The 19,497-nt window shown below is 70.6% G+C and carries 11 protein-coding genes; 6 read left to right on the top strand and 5 right to left on the bottom strand.

Annotation, left to right across the window (positions count from 1 at the left end; genetic code table 11):
* Nucleotides 1-90: 90 nt before the first annotated feature.
* On the top strand, nt 91-2,799 hold the full coding sequence (gene secA / locus AC4D2O_RS12240; protein WP_490907633.1) for a preprotein translocase subunit SecA: 2,709 nt from the start codon (nt 91-93) through the stop codon (nt 2,797-2,799).
* 1 nt (nt 2,800) lies between these two features.
* Here the strand turns inward: secA and AC4D2O_RS12235 are convergent, their stop codons facing one another.
* Nucleotides 2,801-3,421: an Rv3235 family protein gene (locus AC4D2O_RS12235; protein ID WP_490907632.1), complete on the bottom strand. Its 621-nt coding sequence runs from the start codon at nt 3,419-3,421 to the stop codon at nt 2,801-2,803.
* A 202-nt stretch (nt 3,422-3,623) separates the two neighbouring features.
* The gene (locus tag AC4D2O_RS12230) at nt 3,624-4,571 is read right to left on the bottom strand and encodes a LysM peptidoglycan-binding domain-containing protein (RefSeq protein ID WP_490907631.1); all 948 of its coding nucleotides are present in this window, start codon (nt 4,569-4,571) and stop codon (nt 3,624-3,626) included.
* A gap of 116 nt (nt 4,572-4,687) precedes the next feature.
* Here AC4D2O_RS12230 and AC4D2O_RS12225 point away from each other — a divergent pair, with 116 nt between their 5' ends.
* A complete protein-coding gene (locus AC4D2O_RS12225) occupies nt 4,688-5,254 on the top strand; it encodes a hypothetical protein (RefSeq protein ID WP_490907630.1) in 567 nt (188 codons plus the stop codon).
* Nucleotides 5,255-5,324: 70 nt separating this feature from the next.
* On the opposite strand, the gene AC4D2O_RS12220 is transcribed toward AC4D2O_RS12225, so the two are convergent.
* The gene (locus tag AC4D2O_RS12220) at nt 5,325-5,552 is read right to left on the bottom strand and encodes a helix-turn-helix domain-containing protein (protein ID WP_334210467.1); all 228 of its coding nucleotides are present in this window, start codon (nt 5,550-5,552) and stop codon (nt 5,325-5,327) included.
* Nucleotides 5,553-5,747: 195 nt separating this feature from the next.
* On the opposite strand from AC4D2O_RS12220, the gene AC4D2O_RS12215 reads away from it, so the two are divergent.
* The 4 genes from AC4D2O_RS12215 (at nt 5,748) to AC4D2O_RS12200 (ending at nt 14,237) form a co-directional block, all read left to right on the top strand.
* Nucleotides 5,748-6,389, top strand: a complete 642-nt coding sequence (locus AC4D2O_RS12215) for a CpaB family protein (protein WP_490907629.1) — start codon at nt 5,748-5,750, stop codon at nt 6,387-6,389.
* Nucleotides 6,386-7,729, top strand: a complete 1,344-nt coding sequence (locus AC4D2O_RS12210) for a CpaE/TadZ family protein (RefSeq protein ID WP_490907628.1) — start codon at nt 6,386-6,388, stop codon at nt 7,727-7,729. Before AC4D2O_RS12215 ends, AC4D2O_RS12210 begins: the two co-directional genes overlap by 4 nt.
* Nucleotides 7,730-7,776: 47 nt before the next feature.
* Nucleotides 7,777-12,624, top strand: a complete 4,848-nt coding sequence (locus tag AC4D2O_RS12205; protein ID WP_490907627.1) for an NAD-glutamate dehydrogenase — start codon at nt 7,777-7,779, stop codon at nt 12,622-12,624.
* Nucleotides 12,625-12,758: 134 nt separating this feature from the next.
* Entirely contained in the window at nt 12,759-14,237 is a 1,479-nt protein-coding gene (locus tag AC4D2O_RS12200; RefSeq protein ID WP_490907626.1) for a sensor histidine kinase, read from the top strand.
* 141 nt (nt 14,238-14,378) lie between these two features.
* Here AC4D2O_RS12200 and AC4D2O_RS12195 read toward each other — a convergent pair whose 3' ends face one another.
* Together AC4D2O_RS12195 and AC4D2O_RS12190 are read right to left on the bottom strand one after the other, a co-directional pair.
* Complete coding sequence (locus tag AC4D2O_RS12195; RefSeq protein ID WP_055769355.1) at nt 14,379-14,627, bottom strand: WhiB family transcriptional regulator; 249 nt, start codon at nt 14,625-14,627, stop codon at nt 14,379-14,381.
* Between the two features lie 533 nt (nt 14,628-15,160).
* On the bottom strand, nt 15,161-19,432 hold the full coding sequence (locus AC4D2O_RS12190; protein WP_490907625.1) for an FtsK/SpoIIIE domain-containing protein: 4,272 nt from the start codon (nt 19,430-19,432) through the stop codon (nt 15,161-15,163).
* Between the last annotated feature and the right edge of the window lie 65 nt (nt 19,433-19,497).

Here is a 19,497-nt window from a genome sequence, read left to right as displayed (position 1 = left end):
CCACCAGGGAACCAAAGCGGGGCTCCGGACGTCACTCACGTAGACTAGGCAGGCCATCTTTGGGCAGCATCAGATTGGGAGCAGATACCAGTGCCATCACTTCTTGAACGAGTTCTACGCACCGGCGATAAGAAGACACTGAAGCGACTCCGCAACTACGCTGACGCCATCAATGTCCTCGAGGACGAGTTCCGCGCGATGTCCGACGCAGAGCTGCGCGGGGAGACCGACCGGCTGAAGAAGCGCTACGCGGACGGCGCCACCCTGGACGAGCTGCTGCCGGAAGCGTTCGCCGCCGTGCGCGAGGCCTCGAGCCGTACCCTCGGCCTCCGCCACTTCGACGTCCAGCTGATGGGCGGCGCCGCCCTCCACCTGGGCAACATCGCCGAGATGAAGACCGGTGAGGGCAAGACCCTCGTCGCCACTGCTCCCGCCTACCTGAACGCGCTGACCGGCAAGGGCGTGCACGTCGTCACGGTCAACGACTACCTGGCCGAGTACCAGTCGGACCTGATGGGCCGCGTGTACCGGTTCCTCGGCCTGACCAGCGGCTGCATCCTCTCGAAGCAGGATCCCGCGGCGCGCCGCGAGCAGTACGCGGCGGACATCACCTACGGCACCAACAACGAGTTCGGCTTCGACTACCTGCGCGACAACATGGCATGGAGCGCCGCCGAACTCGTGCAGCGCGGCCACAACTTCGCTATCGTGGACGAGGTCGACTCGATCCTCATCGACGAGGCGCGCACGCCGCTCATCATCAGCGGCCAGGCGTCGGGCGACGTCAACCGGTGGTACAACGAGTTCGCCAAGGTGGTCCAGAAGCTGTCGGTCGACACCGACTACGAGGTCGACGAGAAGAAGCGCACCGTCGGCGTCCTCGAGGACGGAATCGAGAAGGTCGAGGACTACCTCGGTATCCACAACCTGTACGAGTCCGCGAACACACCGCTGATCGGTTTCCTGAACAACGCCATCAAGGCCAAGGAGCTGTTCAAGCGCGACAAGGACTACGTGGTCCTCAACGGCGAGGTCATGATCGTCGACGAGCACACCGGTCGCATCCTCGCCGGCCGCCGCTACAACGAGGGCATGCACCAGGCCATCGAGGCCAAGGAGGGCGTGGAGATCAAGGCGGAGAACCAGACGCTCGCCACCGTCACCCTCCAGAACTACTTCCGCCTGTACGACAAGCTCTCGGGCATGACGGGCACGGCCGAGACCGAGGCCGCCGAGTTCATGTCGACCTACAAGCTCGGTGTGGTGCCCATCCCGACGAACAAGGACATGGCCCGCCAGGACCTCTCCGACCTCATCTACAAGAACGAGGTCGCGAAGTTCGACGCCGTCGTCAAGGACATCACCGAGCGCCACGAGACCGGCCAGCCGGTCCTCGTCGGCACCACGAGCGTGGAGAAGAGCGAGTACCTCTCCAAGCAGCTCGCGAAGGCCGGGGTGCGCCACGAGGTGCTGAACGCGAAGAACCACGCACGCGAGGCCGCGATCATCGCTCAGGCCGGCCGGAAGGGCGCGGTCACCGTGGCCACCAACATGGCCGGACGCGGCACCGACATCATGCTCGGCGGCAACGCCGAGTTCAACGCCGTCGCCGCCCTCGAGAAGCTGGGGCTCGACCCGGCGGACAACCCCGAGGAGTACGAGGCCAAGTGGCCGGCCGCCCTCGAAGCCGCCAAGGATGCAGTGAAGGCTGAGCAGGACGAGGTCCGGGATCTCGGCGGCCTGTACGTGCTCGGCACGGAGCGCCACGAGTCCCGACGCATCGACAACCAGCTGCGCGGCCGGTCAGGGCGCCAGGGCGACCCCGGACGCTCCCGCTTCTACCTGTCGCTGACCGACGACCTGATGCGGCTGTTCAACTCCGGGGGTGCGGAGCGGATCATGAACAGCGCCACCATGCCCGACGACGTGGCACTCGAGTCGAAGCTCGTATCCAAGGCGATCGAGAACGCGCAGGGCCAGGTGGAGGGCCGCAATGCCGAGCAGCGCAAGAACGTCCTGAAGTACGACGACGTCCTGAACCGCCAGCGCGAGGCCATCTACGGCGACCGCCGCCGGATCCTCGAGGGCGGTGACCTCAAGGAGAAGGTGCAGTTCTTCCTCGAGGACGTCATCACGGCGATGGTCGACGAGGCCACCGAGCAGGGCCACGGCGACGACTGGGACTACGAGCTGCTGTGGACCAATCTCAGGACGCTGTACCCGATCACGCTCACCGCGGACGAGGTCATCGAGGAGGCCGGCGGGAAGTCACGCCTGACCCGCGACTTCCTGCACGGAGAGATCCTCTCCGACGCGAAGCTGGCCTACCAGGCCCGCGAGGAAGCGCTCGGGGAGCAGACCATGCGGGAGCTGGAGCGCCGCGTCGTCCTCTCGGTCATCGGTCGGAAGTGGCAGGAGCACCTCTACGAGATGGACTACCTCAAGGAGGGCATCGGTCTGCGGGCCATGGCCCAGAGGGACCCCCTCGTGGAGTACCAGCGAGAGGGCTTCATCCTGTTCCAGGCCATGATGGAATCGATCCGCGAGGAGAGCATCGGCTACCTCTTCAACCTCGAGGTCGAGAGTTCCGCACCTGCGCAGACGGGACTGCCCGGTGTGACGGACGGCCGGAACATCGTCCAGCCGCCGACCATCAAGGCCGCGGGACTGGACGCTCCCGCGAAGCCGGCCACCCTCAACTTCACCGCGCCCAACGCACAGGGTGACGCGGAGGTGCACGTGGAGCGCAACAAGCCGCAGGCCGCGCCGGCGGGTGGCAAGAAGGCCAGGCGCAAGTAGGTCAGCCGATCTCCAGGGCGGTCACCCGCCATGCCCCGCGCTGTTGCTCTATCCGCAGAGCGACGGCGCGGACGCGTTTCCGGTCGTAGGCGACCACTGACGCTTCGTAGATGCCGGGGCTGACCGGGCAGACGCGTGCCGAGCGGACGACGACGTGGCGGTTCGCACTCGACACCGCGCCGCGGTTGCGGCCGGTCGGGGCGTCGTGGATGCAGCGCACCAGATTGGCGCGCAGCTGGAGCCGCTCGTAGTTCCCGGCATCGAGCCAGCGGGCCAGCTGCTGCAGCGGACGGGTTCCGTCCAGCACCTCCAGAGCGCCCTGGGCCACCGAGCGGGCGATGTCGGAGATGCGACGGATGCCCTCGGGGTCCTCGGCTGTCTGTGTGGACGGGGGTGGGCCTGTGAGCCCGCCCGGGCCGTGCACGTCGCGCTGCAGAGGGTTCGAGGAAGGCGCGCCTCCTCTGTCCTCCCGCAGAGGGTCCGCGGGAGGACAGAGGTCGGTGACGGTGCCCGCCGCAGTGCCGCCCGGCCGAAGGGCGGTGGGCACGAGCGGGTGGGGAGCGCCGCCGGCGGCGGCCAGGGGCTCGGCTCTGGTGCGGTCGAGCCGGGTGATGGCAGGCATGCTGGTCCTCTCCGGGGGGTTCGGTCCTTCGGGGTGCCGGTGCCGGTGCCTGGAGGCACGGCGCCGACGGGTGGGCGGTACGCCGACGGCAGAGCCGTCGGGGGTGTTCCCGTGCGGCGTGATGTCCTGTCCGCCGCCGGCCCGGTCCGGTGACTGTCCCGTCCGGGTGCAACGGGCGGCGAGGAGGTGGTGGTGCAGCGGACTAGGGCGGCGCCGTCAGAACCTGGCCCGGCATCACGAGGGACGGGTCCTCCCCGATGATGGCGCGGTTCGCGTCGTACCAGGCAGGCCAGGTGTCCGCCACATCCGCTGCGGTCGCGAGCGGACCCAGGTGGGAGGCGACGATGGACCACAGCGAGTCACCGGGGGCCACGACGACCTCCGCGGACCCGACCGTCGTCCTGGTCCCGGGGCGGGCCAGAAGACTTCCGCCGGCGGGCATCGGCGTCGGTTCCCATGCCGGGGGTACTGGGGGCGCAGGGGCGGCAGGCGGACCGGACGACGCCGTCGACCCGGACGGACGGGTCCCGGGAGGCGGTACAGGATCTGCCGCCGACTGCTCCTCGGACGCCGGTCCGCCGGCTCCGGAAGTATCGGGTCCCAGCTCATCACGTCCGGGCTCGGCGGGTGTGGGGTCCCGGGGGCCGGGGTCGCCGGAGACGGTCATGGGCGACCAGTAGGGCGATCCCGAGGATGCCGCGCCCTCGCCGTCGGAAACGGTGTCCTCGGCATTGCCGGCGTCCGCCGGGCTGCCGAGCTCCGCTCCGGCCGAGCCGGCAGCGGCAGGGACTGCCACGCTGCCGTCCGGTCCGCCAGGTGCGGCCTGTGCCAGCGCGGGTATCGCAAGGAGGTTCATCCCGAGCAGGGCGGCAGCGAGTCGGCGCATGAGCGCCGGCGTGCAGCGCAGGGCGAGCGTAGCGGCGGCCGAAGGGCCGCGACGCAGGAGCAGCTCTGCCACGAAGGCCAGGACGAGCGTCAGCATCCAGAGGCCGACGACCCCGATGCCGAGCACCGACAGTGAGGCGCCGACGGCGCCATCGATATCCAGCGCTCCGCGAGATGATCCCAGCAGGACCCGCCCGGCCGCCGCCATGACCACCCCGCAGGCCAGGATCAAGCCGGCATGTACAGCATCCGCAGTCTTCATCATCGTTCCCCTCCGAAGCATCAGTTTGATGTAATTTAGTGCGGTTTGTCTATACTTACTCCTACTTGTTTCTTCTGATGCTGATTGACGACCCAATGGCTGCCCCCTACGTTGGGGGGATGCGCTGGGAAGCCCTCTTCGCCGATCTGGAGTCACAGCTCCACGCTGCGCTGGAGGCGGGTCAGGAGGGCGAGATCAGGGAGCGTACCCGGGTGGAGCAGTCGCGCCTGACGCTGGTGCAGAGGCTTCTAGGTCAGGTCGGCCTGCCGATCGGGGCCTCCACCTCCGGCGGTCGCTTCCTCTCGGGTGTCCTGACGCATGTCGGGTCCGACTGGGTCTCCCTGGTGGTGGAGGGGCGATCGGTGCTGGTGCCGCTGTCGTCCCTGCAGTCACTCAGAGGTCTGGGCCGCGGGGTGGGGCAGGCGCCGTCGGGCATCCGGGCGAGGCTCGGGCTGGGGTCGGCCCTGAGGGGCCTGTCCCGGGACCGGGTCCATGTCGCGCTATGGCTGGGAGCGGACTCGCGTCACACCGGGGTGATCGACCGCGTCGGCGCCGACTTCCTGGAGCTCGGGCTGGTGGCGACCGGCGAGGAGCGGCGCGCGGCGAACGTCCGCGACGCGCTCACGGTCCCCTTCAGGGCCATCGATTCGCTCGAATCGGCTGCACCGGACCGAGCGCCGGACTGATGGGCGACGCGGGGGACGGAACCTGCGCACGAGGCCGGAGCGTCGCGGCGGCGTACGCCGGGCCGGCACGTCAGAGGATGGGCGTGCTCTCGGCGTCGTTCCTCAGGGCGGAGGCCGTCTTCTCGTACGCCTTCGCGATGTACTCCTCGAGGACCCGGGTCTCCACGCGCCACTGGCCGCGGCCGCCCACCTGGATGGCGGGCAGCTCCCCGGACCTGACGAGGGCGTATGTCTGGGACGAACTGATGTTGAGTACCTCGGCCACATCGGCGAGGGTGAGGAAACGCCGCTCGGCCACGGGTCCGCCTTTCCTGGTACGTCGGAGGTGTCTCCAGTGTGCCACCGGCAGTGCCGATCGAGGAGCATTTCCACACGCTTTGAGTCGATTTGCCGCCGATCGGTTCCTTTCGGTCCCCTCCTGGGCCAGAATGACAGGACCGCGCCGACCGATCGGACGGCACCGGCCTGATGGGGGACGACAGTGAGCACAGGCATGCGCGCCACGCAGGTGCCGGCAGATGCCCCGCGGCTCAGGAAGCCGTCCTGGAAGGACCCGCGGCTCCTGATCGGAATGCTGCTCGTGCTCGCCTCGACGGCCGGCGTCGTCGCACTCCTCGACAGCCAGAACACCACCACCGATGTGTACTCCGCGCGCCAGGACATCGCGGTCGGCGCCGTCCTGACCGCCGAGGACCTGGTGGCCACCCCGGTCCGGCTGGGCGACTCCGCCGGAGCGTACCTCTCCGTCGAGGAGGGGATCCCCGAGGGCGCGGTCGCGACGAGGCTCGTTCCGCAGGGGGAGCTCGTCCCGTCGTCCGCGCTCGGGAGCGCCGACGACCTGGACCGGAAGCCGGTGGGACTCTCGGTCGAGGACCCGCTTCCCACGGGCACCGCCGCAGGCGACCGCGTCGATGTCTGGGTATCGCTCCGCACGGACACCAACACGTACGAGGAACCGCGTCTCCTGCTCGAGGCCGCGGAGGTGGCCGAGCTGACGGTGGGGGAGTCGGCCCTCGGCGCGAGCGCCTCGACCCTCGTGCAGGTGCTCGTCGACGACCGGGCCATGCCCGAACTGCTGGACGCCCTCGCCAACGACGCGCGCATCGCCGTGGTCCTCAACCCCGGTGCTGCGTGAGCATCCCGGTCGTCACGCTCGGGTCGGCGGCAAGCGCCTACGTCCCGGGCCTCGAACAGCTTCGCGGACCGGTGACGGTGGTGCGGCGCTGCGAGGAGCTGGCGGACCTCGTCGCCGCCTGCCAGTCCGGCCTGGCGCGGGCCGCGATCATCGCACCCGGAGCTGCGGAACTCACCGCGTCGCTCGTCGACCGGCTGCGGTTCGCAGGGGTCGCCGTCGTCGCGCTGACCGACGGCGCACCGGTTCCGGATCCCATGGAGGCAGTGGAGTACGTGAGCGCCACGGTCGAGGCGGCGGTGCTCGCCGACGCCGTCGCGCGGGCGGTCGAGAGATTCGGCGACGGCTCCGCCCGGCCGCGGGGCTCGCTCGCCTACGCAGACCCGCTGTACCAGCCGGACGCAACGGCGCCGTCGTCGCATGCCGGGTCGCACGCCGAGTCGCACGCTGATGAAGGGCCGGGGGACGGGCGGATCGTGGCGGTCTGGGGCCCGTCCGGCAGCCCCGGTCGCACCACCGTGGCGATCAACATCGCGGCGGAACTGGCGGCGTCCGGCACCTCCGTCCTGCTCGTCGATGCCGATACCTACGGCGCGAGCATCGGTGCGTCGCTCGGCCTGCTGGACGAATCGGCCGGCCTCGCCCAGGCCTGCCGGATCGCCGACCAGGGCGGCTTCACCGGATCGGTGCTCGAACGGATCGCCGTGAGCGTCGCCATCAAGGGTGCCCGCCTCCGGGTCCTGACCGGCATCACCCGTCCCGACCGCTGGCCGGAGCTGCGTCCCGCCGCCCTCGGGCAGGTGCTCGACGCCGCCCGTTCCCTCGTGGACGTCACGGTCGTGGACTGCGGCTTCTGTCTCGAGGCCGACGAGGAACTCAGTTTCGATACCCTCGCGCCCCGTCGGAACGGCGCGGCGCTGCGGTGCCTCGAGGTGGCCGATTCGGTCATCGCCGTCGGGGGCGCGGACACGGTCGGCGTCCCGCGCATGGTGAAGGCGCTCGCCGAACTCGCCGACGCGGTACCGACAGCCGCACCCCGCGTGGTGTTCAACAAGGTACGGGCAGCGGCGGTGGGACGTGCCCCGGAGACGCAGCTACGGGAGGCATGGGAGCGTTTCGGTCCCGCGACCGGGATCGCCGCCTTCCTGCCGGTGGACCACGCCGCCGCCGATCAGGCCCTGCTCGCGGGGACGGCCCTGCTGGAGACGGCGCCCGCCTCCGCGCTGAGGATCGCCATCGCGGACCTCGCCGAGGTGCCGGTCAGCGGGAGGCGGGGCCGCATGCCCGGACGGCGCCTGCGCGAGGTGAGATTTCCAGGCAACCCGGATAGGCTTCCCCGGTAAGAGGTCGCAATGAAGCGGCCTTTCATTTCGCTACGGAGGCCCTCCCCATGTCGTCTGGATCCAGGACAACGGATCAGTCAAACTCGGACACGTCGCGGGAGGATTTCGTAGAGCACTACTTCGAGCATCTCGCGCGCGAGGACGCCGTCGGGTACCAGCCCACCGACCTCCGCCAGCGGGCCTTCGCGCATCGGGACCTCGCGGAGACCCGCGAACCCGGAACAGCCGCCGTCGCGGTCACGGATCAGGGGACCTCCAGCATCGTCATGATCGTCACCGACGACATGCCCTTCCTCGTCGACTCCGTGACTGCGGAGCTCGTCCGGCAGGGCGCGGCGATCCAGCTCGTGGTCCACCCGACGTTCCTCGCTGTGCGTGAGGACGAGTCGTACGCCCTGACGGCACTCAAGCGCGTGCCTTCGACGGCCGGCGCGTCGAGCGGGGACACCGCCGCGCTGCCCGACATCGGCGAGTTCGCCGGCCTGAGCGGCCGCACCACGCACATCGAGTCCTGGATCTCGGTCGAGGTCGTGCGCCTCCCCGACGCCGCGGTGAAGTCGTCGGTCATCGACGGCCTCCACCGGGTGCTGGGCGACGTCCGCTCCGCCGTCGAGGACTGGCCCGCCATGCGCCGGACGGTCCGCTCCATCGAGGCGTCGCTCGACACGATCGCGGGTGCGGAGGAGATCCCCGACCTGCGGCAGGCGCAGGAGCTGCTGCGGTGGCTCGACGGCGGAAACTTCACCTTCCTCGGCTACAAGGAGTACGAGCTCGTGACCGACAAGGAGGGCGCCGACGCCCTCCGGGTGCGTGACGGGAGCGGGCTGGGTCTGCTGCGGCACGGCAGTGGCGGGCAGCTGCAGCAGCTCACGGCGGCGGGCCGCGCGAAGGCGCGTGAGCGCCGCGCCCTCGTGATCACGAAGGCCAACTCACGGTCGACGGTGCACCGCGCCGCCTACCTCGACTACATCGGCATCAAGAGCTTCGACGCCCAGGGCAACGTGAACGGCGAGCGGCGCTTCATCGGGCTGTTCGCGACCAGCGCCTACACCGGGTCTGTGCGCGATGTGCCCCTGGTCCGCGACAAGGTCTCCGAGGTGCTGCGCCGGTGCGGTTTCCCGTCGGACTCCCACTCCGGCAAGGATCTGCTCTCCATCCTGGAGACCTACCCGCGCGACGAGCTGTTCCAGATCGAGGTCACGGACCTCGTGTCCACCGCCCTCGGTATCCTGCGCCTGCAGGAGCGCCGCCGCACCCGGCTCTTCCTGCGCCCGGATGTCTACGGCCGCTTCATGTCGGCCCTCGTCTACCTGCCGCGCGACCGCTACACGACGAGCGTCCGCCTGCGCATCGAGCAGGAGTTGCGGACCGCGCTCGACGCCGATTCGATCGACTTCGAGGCCCGGATGAGCGAGTCCGCGCTCGCCCGCCTGTTCTTCCGCATCCGGCTGCAGCGCGGCGCGGAGATCCCCGCCGTCGATGCCGCGGACCTCGAGCAGCGCCTCGTCCGCGCAGCCCGGTCCTGGCCCGAGGGCATCGTGGAGGTGGCGCAGCAGCGGTTCGAGCAGGAGACCGCCCAGCGCCTCGCCGCGCTGTGGGCGGAATCGTTCCCGGCCGGCTACCGGGTGGACTACGAGGTCGAGGACGCCCTGGAGGACATCGCGCGGTTCGAGCAGCTCGCGGAGCCGGGCTCCGGGGCACCTCAGCTGCACGTGTACGTGCCCCGGGCCCCGGAGTCCGGCGATCCCGCGGACGCACGCCTGAAGCTCTACCTGACCGAGGCCAAGAGCCTGACCCAGATCCTCCCGTACTTCCACAACCTCGGCCTCGAGGTGCTCGACGAGCGGCCGTTCGAGATCACGCGGTCGGACGGTCGCTCCTTCTTCCTCTACGACCTCGGCCTGAGGTACCCCGCCGGCATCTCGCCGCTCGGCACGGCCGCGCTGCTGCAGGACGCCTTCAGTGCCGCCGTCACGCGCAACAGCGAGTCCGATGCCTTCGACCGCCTCGTCCTGAGCGAGGAGCTCGGCTGGCGCCAGGTGCTGATCCTCCGCGCCTACGCGAAGTACATGCGGCAGATGGGCAACACCAACTCCTACGGGTTCGTCGCCGACACACTGCGGCGCAACGGCGTGGTCAGCCGCGCGCTCGTGGCCCTGTTCAGCGCGCGCTTCGACCCCGACCTCGACGGCGACCGTGAGGTGGCCATGGAGGCGGCGCGGACGGCGCTCGACGAGGGGCTGGAGGGCGTGCCGACCCTCGACGCGGACCGGGTCCTGCGGACCTTCGCGAACCTGATCGAGGCGAGCCTCCGGACCAACTACTTCCAGGACAAGCGGCACGTCAGCATCAAGTTCGACACCTCGCGGATCGACGGGGCGCCGTTCCCGCGGCCGAAGTTCGAGATCTGGGTTTATTCTCCCCAGGTGGAGGGCGTCCATCTCCGGTTCGGCAAGGTGGCCCGCGGCGGCCTGCGCTGGTCCGACCGGCGCGAGGACTTCCGCACCGAGGTGCTCGGGCTCGTGAAGGCGCAGACCGTCAAGAACGCCGTGATCGTGCCGACAGGCGCGAAGGGCGGCTTCTTCGCCAAGCAGTTGCCGGATCCGTCGGCCGACCGGCAGGCATGGCTCGCCGAGGGCCAGGCGAGCTACCGCACATTCATCCGGGGACTGCTCGACATCACCGACAACGTGATCACCGAGGTCACCGCGGACGGGACCACCGAATCCGTGCTGCCGCCCGTCCGGGTGGTCCGGCACGACGACGACGACACCTACCTGGTGGTCGCCGCCGACAAGGGGACGGCGTCGTTCTCCGACATCGCCAACGAGCTCTCGGCCGAGTACGACTTCTGGCTCGGCGACGCCTTCGCCTCCGGCGGGTCCGTGGGCTACGACCACAAGGCCATGGGCATCACGGCGCGCGGCGCCTGGGAGTCCGTCAAGCGGCACTTCAGCGAGTTCGACGTCGACACGCAGACCGACGACTTCACCGTGGTCGGAGTGGGCGACATGAGCGGCGACGTCTTCGGCAACGGCATGCTCCTCTCCGAGCATATCCGCCTCGTCGCGGCCTTCGACCACCGTCACATCTTCCTCGATCCGAACCCCGACGCCGCAGCGTCCTTCGCGGAGCGCCGGCGGCTGTTCGACCTCCCGAGGTCGAGCTGGGAGGACTACGACAGCGCCCTCATCAGCAGGGGCGGCGGCGTGTACCCGCGGCAGGCGAAGTCCGTCCCGATCTCCCCAGAGGTGCGCGAGGCGCTGGGCCTGAACGAGCAGGTGACCAGGCTGAGCCCGCCGGAGGTGCTGAAGGCGATCCTCCGCGCCCCCGCCGACCTGCTCTACAACGGCGGGATCGGCACGTACGTCAAGGCCACGGACGAGACGAACGGCGACGTCGGCGACCGCGCGAACGACGCCATCCGCGTCAACGGCAGCGAACTGCGCGCCCGGGTGGTGGGCGAGGGCGGCAATCTCGGCATGACGCAGCGGGGCCGGATCGAGGCCGCGCTCGCGGGCGTCATCCTCAACACCGACGCCATCGACAACAGCGCCGGTGTCGACTGCTCGGACCACGAGGTCAACATCAAGATCTTCGTCGACCGGATGGTGCGGGCAGGGCGCCTGCAGCCCGAGGAACGGACCGAGTTCCTGCAGTCGATGACCGACGAGGTCGGCCGGCTCGTGCTGCAGGACAACATCGACCAGAACGTCCTCCTGCTGAACGACCGCCAGCGGGTCGTCGAGTGGAGTCCGAGCTACGAGCGGATGATGGACTGGCTGGAGAAGAAGGCCGACCTCGACCGGGCCCTCGAGGCCCTGCCGACCACGGCAGAGCTACGCCGCAGGATCGACGCGGGGCAGGGGCTCACCTCGCCGGAGCTGTCGGTCCTCGCCGCGTACGCGAAGATCGAGCTGACGAGGGTCCTGTCCGCGAGCAACCTCGCCGACGACCCCTACTTCAAGGGCACCCTCCGGCGGTACTTCCCGCAGCGGCTGGTGGAGCGCTTCGACGACCTGCTCGACACGCACCCGCTGCGCCGGGAGATCATCTCGACCGTCATCGCCAACGACATCATCAACCTCGGCGGGATCACGTTCGCGTTCCGGGTGATGGAGGAGACGTCGGTACCCGAACCCGTGGTCGCCCGCGCCTTCGTGGCCCTGCGCGAGATCTACTCGCTGGACGAGACCTTCGACGCGCTCGCGGCACTGCCCGCCGACTTCCCCACGGACCGGTGGACCACGGTGCACCTGGACCTGCGCCGGCTCCTCGACCGGGCAGTGCGCTGGTTCGTCAACCATGTTGAGCAGGGCACAGCGGTGGGCGAGGACATCGACGCGTTCAAGCCGCTCGTCGCACCGTTCCGCTCGCACCTCGCCGAGTACCTCCGGGGCTGCGACCTCGAACGCGCCCGGGAGGCGACGGCGACGGCGGCCGCGTGGGACCTGCCCGAGGAACTCGGACGGCACTGGGCGGAGCAGTTCGAGTCCTTCGCACTGCTCGACATCGCCCACAGCACCCGCCGGGTGGACGAGCCGGTCGAGAACATCGCGACGGTGTACTACGCGGTGTACGACCGCTTCGAGGTCGACAACCTGCTCGAGCGCATCACCAAGCTGCCGCGGACGGACCGCTGGCAGGCCCTGGCACGGGCGGCACTGCGTGACGACCTCTACTCCACGATCGCGGACATCACCGTGGCCGTCATGCGGGCCACCAGCGACCTGCGGGCCCGCGACGCGGGGGAGCGGCTGCTGGCCTGGCAGGAGCTGAACGCCGATCAGCTGCAGCGCGCCAGCAACATGTTCGCCGAGGTCAACATGCTCGAGAAGGACGACATCTCCTCCCTCTCGGTGGCGCTGCGCCTCCTGCGGTCGATCGTCCGGTAGGGCGAGGCCGTCCTGTCGCGGACGGCCGCGAGTGACAGACTGGACCTGCGGCACCTCGATCCGCAGGTCCGGCCGGTCCTCGCGCCGGGCACGGATCGTGCCGCCGTGTCAGGCCCGAGCAACAGAGAGATCCCATGGCAATCTTCACCGACCCCATCCGCGAGTACACAGGGTTCGAACCCGGCGACGCCGAGTGGCTCCACCTCCTCGTCGGCGACTGGCAGATGGTGGCCGACCTCGCCTTCGCCGACCTGGCCCTGTGGTTCCCCCTCGACGGCGGCGGCTACGTCGCGCTGGCCCACGCCCGGCCGTCGACGTCGCACACCGTCTTCCACAGCGACTTCGTGGGTGAGCGGATCCGTGCCGACCTGCAGCCACTCGTCGACGTCGCCTGGGAGTCGCAGAAGATCGAGCGGTCCGGCGAGACGAACTGGACCACGGAGATGGCGATGCGCGTCGAGGCCGTGCCGATGGTGCGCAACGGCCGCACGCTCGCCGTCGTGACGACCCACATGGACCTGTCGAGTTCGAGGATGCCGTCGCGGCTCGAGCTGACCTACCGGCAGTGCGCCTACGACCTCCTGCGGATGGGGACGCTGGGCCTGTGGCCCGACTTCGCGACGCCCACAGGCTCCCGCCGCGGCGCCCCCCGCGTCGGTGACGGCCTGATCAGGCTCGACGTCGACGGCATCGTGCAGTACGCGAGCCCGAACGGAGTGTCCGCCTTCCGTCGGCTCGGCGACGTCGAGACCCTCGAGGGCCGTCCGCTCGCGGAGATCACGACGGCGCTGCTGAAGGACCGACGGATGGTCGACGAGACGCTTCCCCTGGTGGTGACCGGGCGCATGCCCTGGCGCACCGAGATCGGTTCGCGCGGCGTCAGCCTGTCGCTGCGCGCCATTCCCCTGCGTGACGAGAAGGAGCGTTTCGGCGCCCTCGTGCTCTGCCGGGACGTCTCCGAACTCCGCCGCCGCGAGATGGAACTGGTCTCCAAGGACGCCACCATCCGGGAGATCCACCACCGGGTCAAGAACAACCTCCAGACCGTCGCCGCGCTCCTGCGGATGCAGTCCCGCAGGATGGTCAGTGAGGAGGGGAAGCTCGGGCTGGAGCAGGCCATGCGCCGCGTGTCCACCATCGCCCTCGTCCACGAGACGCTGTCGCAGGGCCTCGCGCAGAGCGTCGACTTCGACGAGCTCATCTCACGTCAGTTCCGGCTCTCCGCGGAGGTCGCCTCGCCGTCGCAGGCGGTCCGCACCGAGCGGAGCGGCGACTTCGGGGAGCTCCCGAGCGACCTCGCGACACCGCTGGCCCTCGTGATCAACGAACTGGTGACGAACGCCGTCGAGCACGGGCTCTCCGGCAGGGCGGGCACCGTGTGGCTCATGGCGAACCGCCGGACCGTGGTCGACGGGGAGGAAATCCTGCGCGTCACCATCGCCGACGACGGCGTCGGCCTCCCGGCCGGCGGGCATGCGGAGGGACTGGGACTGCAGATCGTGCGGACGCTCGTCACGAGCGAACTCGGCGGGACCATCGAGTGGCGCACGCGCGGCGGCGGCGGGACCTCCGTCACGATCGAGCTGCCGCTGCGCCTGAACCAGGGGGCCTGACACCCGGACACTTTCCACCGGTGACCGCACCGATGTCTGCACCGATGTCTGCACCGACGACGAAGGGCCGCCCGATGGGCGGCCCTTCTTCGGTCTTCGTTCCCGCTGTCCGCTCGACCGGGTGTCGCCACCCGGGATCGATCAGGACGCGCGGCGTGCCCGTGCGGCCCGGCGCTTCAGCGCCCGGCGCTCGTCCTCGCTCAGTCCGCCCCATACTCCGGCGTCCTGCCCGGATTCGATGGCCCACTGCAGGCAGGTGTCCTGCACCTGGCAGCGACGGCAGACACTCTTGGCCTCCTCGATCTGAAGAAGCGCCGGTCCGGTGTTGCCGACCGGGAAGAACAGTTCCGGGTCCTTGTCCAGGCAGGCTGCGCGACTACGCCAATCCATGGTGATCACATTCTCCTTCGACCGCGCTCCGTATTTGTGAAAACATTCACGAGCGGGCTCATAGTAAAGGGGGCCGACTCTGGGCCCCCGGGTATCCACTGGTTTTAAGGCTGTCACGTTACCTGCGGGTAAACAAGGGGTTTACAGGTTCGATTGGCCGTGCGGGTGAGGGGTTTATCACAGCACCTTCGTCGATCCCATCGGCTCCTGAATGCCGCCGAGGGCGTCGGGTAGGGTTCGAGGGTGGTTCCTGATCCCGCCCTGCCCCCCTCCGGTCGTCCTCCCGGCGTCGTCCTGATCGCGGTGATCCTGGTGCTCGAGGCGATCGCGTTGCTGGTGGCCGCTGCCGGGTTCGTCATGACGGCCTTCCGGGCCGATGCCCTCTCGGTCGGAGGATCCGTGTTCATGGCGGTCCTCCTGCTCCTCGTCGGTGCGGGTCTGATCGCCCTGGCGCGGCAGCTCCTCGCGGGTTTTCGCTGGCCGCGGTCGCCTTCGCTCGTCGTCCAGCTGTTCCTGGTGATCCTGGCCTTCCCCTACTTCTCCACCGGCTCACCCCTCGTCGGTCTGGGCCTTCTCGTCCCGGCCGCCGTCGTCATCGTGACGCTCTTCTCCAGGCCGGTCGTCGAGTACACCGTCCGGACGACCGGGTCCGACAAGGCGCTGTAGGGCCCGACGCGCCCGGAAGGGGCGCCGGCTTCCTCCTGGTCGTCCGACGCGCGGGCGACCTGTACCTCCACGAAGCCTGCGGGATCGCAGGCGTACCCGCGGCCGGGGATGACGGGCCCGTCGGGGTCCAGCCGCACCCCGAGGAGGTCGCCGTCGGCCGCCGTCCTCGGCGCGAGGACGAGTCCCCGGCCCGCGGCGCGGGCGTTCAGCGCGAGCGGCATGCGCGTCATGAGCGCAGGACCGGGAGCGGCGGCCAGCACGGCCGCTGCGCCCCGCGCGACGAATCCCGACAGCGTCTGCTGCACGTCGGCGGGCAGCCGGTCGGCGTCATCGACGACGAGGAGGTACCGGTCGGCCGAGTCCGGATCCGCGCGGCTTCCGACGAGGTCCCGCCAGTAGGCGAGCGCAGCGGCGCGTGAGGCGCCGATCGGCGGCGCCAGGACGGAGTACGGCGGAGCCAGGCATGCGGCCGCGTGCGCCAGTACCCTGAGGGTGTTCGAGCGGCCGGACCCCGCATGGCCCAGCACCGGGTACACCTCTCCGGGGCGCAGGGCGACGGAGAACATCCGCAGGTCGTCGCCGTGCACGCCCACCAGGAGGTCCTCCTCGCCCGGCCGGGCCCCTGCCATCCGCCCTGCCGCGACGAGATCCGACAGGAGCACCACGCGGGGGAGCGGATGCACCGGGAACGGTGGCCGTGCGGGCGGGCGCGCCGGCCCCGCGGCGGCACCGGGTTCCGTCAGCAGCTGGCAGGTGCCGTCGCCCCAGCTGCCGGTGATCCGCCCCTGGGCGAACCCCCGTCCCGGGACGGGGTCGATCGGCGGCATCCTCGGCCACGTCATCGTCGTCTCCTGATGCGCGCCGAGGGGCAGATAGATGCGATTCGGCAGCAAGGCGAAGAGCCGTGAGGTGGTCACTTCACGGTCACCGTCGATCAGGACCGTGACTCCGCTCCGGGCTCCGTCCCGGACGAGGCCGTGCAGGTCGTCCTCGGCCCGTGCGAGGCGGCCGGTGCGGAACCGGCTGCTCCATCGCGCCCAGCCCGTGACCACGAGGACGACCGGGCCGGTGTCCTCCCGGCTCCGGGGCGGCAACCCGGCCAGCCGTTCGAGGACGCGGCCCGCCCGCTTCGCCTCGTCGGGCGGCACGTACGCCCCGACGTGCGGGTCCGCGGAGCAGGCGCCGAGGGTTCCGTTCCCGTCGAGCACGTACAGGTGCAGGTCCGGCTCAGCCGCGGGCAGGGCTGCCACCACGGCGGCAAGGGCGTCCGAGGCACCGCTGCCGGGAAGTCCGACGAGGGCGAGGTGGGAGTGGCTGTGCGGATCCCACTGAAGCCGGCGCTGCACCTGTCGGTCGGGCAGGTCGATGACTCCCAGGGGCACCCCGGGAGCTTCGGCGGAGCTGTCGGCAGTGCTGTCCGGCTGATCGGCCGGTGGGAACGCGGCACAGGCTGCGAGGGTGAGACGGCCGGGAAGCGACGGCAGGACGGGGCGGGACGGACGAGGGGCAGCCACCCCGCCCGCAGCGGCCAGGAGCCCGGCGACCGCCCGTCCGAGCACGGTCGGCGCGGGGGCTGCGGAACCGCGGGCATCGGCGATGGTGCCGCCGGCGCTGCCCGTGCTGTGTGGAGTGCGGGTCTCCCGGGGTAGTCCGCCGTTCTGTGGCTCTTCGAGATAGGTCACGACGTCCTGCCACCCGGGCGTGGCGCTCGTCCTCGGGAGGTCGGACGAGGACGCGACCTGCACGGCGACGGGCGGTTCGCTCCCACGGCGCAGGAACGCCCGGCCCGGGATGTCGACGGGGATGTCCGCCGCCACTCCGGAGCCGAGGAGGTCCTGCGACTCCATCGCGGTCTGGACCCGGAAGAGGATCGACGTCGTGATGTTCGCCCGCATGTCCGGCGTCACGGCTCCCTGCGCCCTCTGCGTCGCGAGCACGAGGTGCACGCCGAGCGACCGTCCGAGCGCGGCGATCCTCATCAGGTCCGGTACCGCGGTCGGGACGTCATCGCCCAGCATCCGGAACTCGTCGATCACCACCACGAGCCGGGGCGGGCAGCCAGGCGGGATGATCCTGCGCAGCTCCTCCAGGTCCTGGGCACCGTTGTCGGCGCAGAGACGTTCGCGGCGTCGCAGTTCCGCCCGCAGCGACGTCAGGGCGCGCGCCGTCGATTCGGAGGACAGATCCGTCAGGCTTCCCACGCAGTGGGGGAGTGCCGCGAGCGCGCCGAGGCCCGAACCGCCCTTGTAGTCGATGAAGAGGAGGGACAGCTGTTCGGGGGGCTGACCGAGTGCCAGCCCGAGCACCAGGGTCCGCAGGAACTCGGACTTGCCGGAGCCCGTGGTGCCGGCGCTCAGGAGATGCGGCCCGTCCCTCACGAGATCGATCGATACGGGGCCGGTGCCGGACCGCCCGATGAGGGCCACCGGACGCCCCGCGTCGGCCGCCGACCATCGGGCGGGGATCGACGACGCCAGGGTGTCCGGTCGGAGCGACTCGGACCAGAGGGCGACGGCGGCCGGCAGTGCTCCGGCGGCACACCCCGCACCCGGGCGGCGGACGGTCACGGCGCCAGGGGCCCGTGGGGCCCCGGCGAGGGCCCGGGCGGTCCGCTCGAAGGTCCGCTCCGACACCCCGTCGGGAAGGAGGCGGTACTCACTCCCATCGATGTGTGCCCGGGCGCCGTCGGCCGTGATCACCATGCCGGCGGACGGCAGTGCGGTGCTGTTCGTCGGTGTGTCGGCGGCGCTGTCGTCCGGGAGGAAACGGACGACGGTGACGCCGGAGCGGCGAGCGAACCTCGGTGGATCCGCCCCGACCTGGAAGACGAGCAGGACGTCCGTCTGCTCGATGATGCCTGCCAGGACCCGCGGGTCCTGCGTGAGCAGGACGTTCGGGAGAAACCGTGCAGGGAGCGGGAGGTGCCGGACCGGACCCCAGCACACCACGGGTGGCGCTCCCAGGAGGGGGTGTGCGACCTGCAGCAGCAGGGCACGCAGGAGGCCCATGACGGCCGCTGCCTCGCCCGCGACCGTGAAGGGTCGTTGTCCCGCTTCGTCGGTACCCGTCCATCCGAGTGGCGGCACGCCGGCGCCACTGCGCGGATGGACGGGCAGCACCAGCGGGAGATCGGCCAGGAGCGGCGGGGTGAACGTCGCTGCCGCGTGGCCGGCGGCGAGGTTCGCCGGCTGATCGGCGGTGCCGAGCCTCAGCAGGATCGCCGGGGAGAGCGGCGGCGCGCCTGCCGCGGGCCCGGCGGGGGCGCGGAGGCGGGCACGCAGGGCATCGAGGGCCGTCTGCCCCGGGTCGGGGACCGCAGCGACCCGCCGCTGCCGGTCCCGCCCCGCCGCGTCCCGCACCGCGTCCGCGAAGACGCGCGCATCCCGCCGGTGGGTGAGCAGGGGGACCAGCCCCGTCACGGCCGACAGGGCGCTGAAGGCGAGGAAGAACCACAGCCCGGTGGTGACGGCGAGGACGACGCCGAGGACCAGCGGCAGCACCGCGGTGAGGACGAGGAGGCGGGACGGTCGTTTTGGAGGCTCCGACGCGACGGGCACGGGTTCGAGCACGTCCGCGGGAGAGACGTAGCGCCAGCCGTCGTCGTCGACCAGGTCTACGCGGCACCGGCTCCCGCCCAGAAGCAGGGTCGCCGACACCGTGATGTGCGCAGTGCTGATCCGTTCCCCGTCGACGAAGGTGCCGTTCACGGATGACAGATCCTCGAGCACGATGGTGTCCCCGGCCACGGTGAGCAGTGCATGCCGCCGGGAGAGTGCGGGATCGGAGATCACGATGTCACAGCCCGCACGCCCGATCGTGTAGCTGCCGCGTGAGAGTGGGATCACCTGGCCGGCGTCCGGGCCGGCGTGCACGACGAAGGCGAGCGGAGGGACCCGCGCCCGCACGTCCCGTGCTGCAGGCGCACCGCAGACGATCACCGCGCCGTCCGTCAGGCGGCCCTCGCCTGCGGTCATCGCCGTCAGCGACGCGCCGTCGATGGTGAGCGGCCCCTCGTACCCTGCTGCTCCGAGCCGGTCGGCGAGCGCGGAGCCCGTGGGCAGCGCCAGCGTGTCGACGACGATCTCGCGGGCGGGGAAGGCGACCGGGGGAGCGCTGGTGAGCGTGACGTGCAGATCCATGGAGGCCTCCTGGGTTGGTGACTCTGTCCGAGGCTAGGGCGGAATCGGTCCTGTGCGGGCGGCGA

The sequence above is a fragment of the Arthrobacter sp. TJ-238 genome (assembly GCF_058269215.1).
The sequence above is the reverse complement of the archived record's forward strand: the minus strand, read 5'-3'. Positions and strand labels throughout refer to the sequence as shown.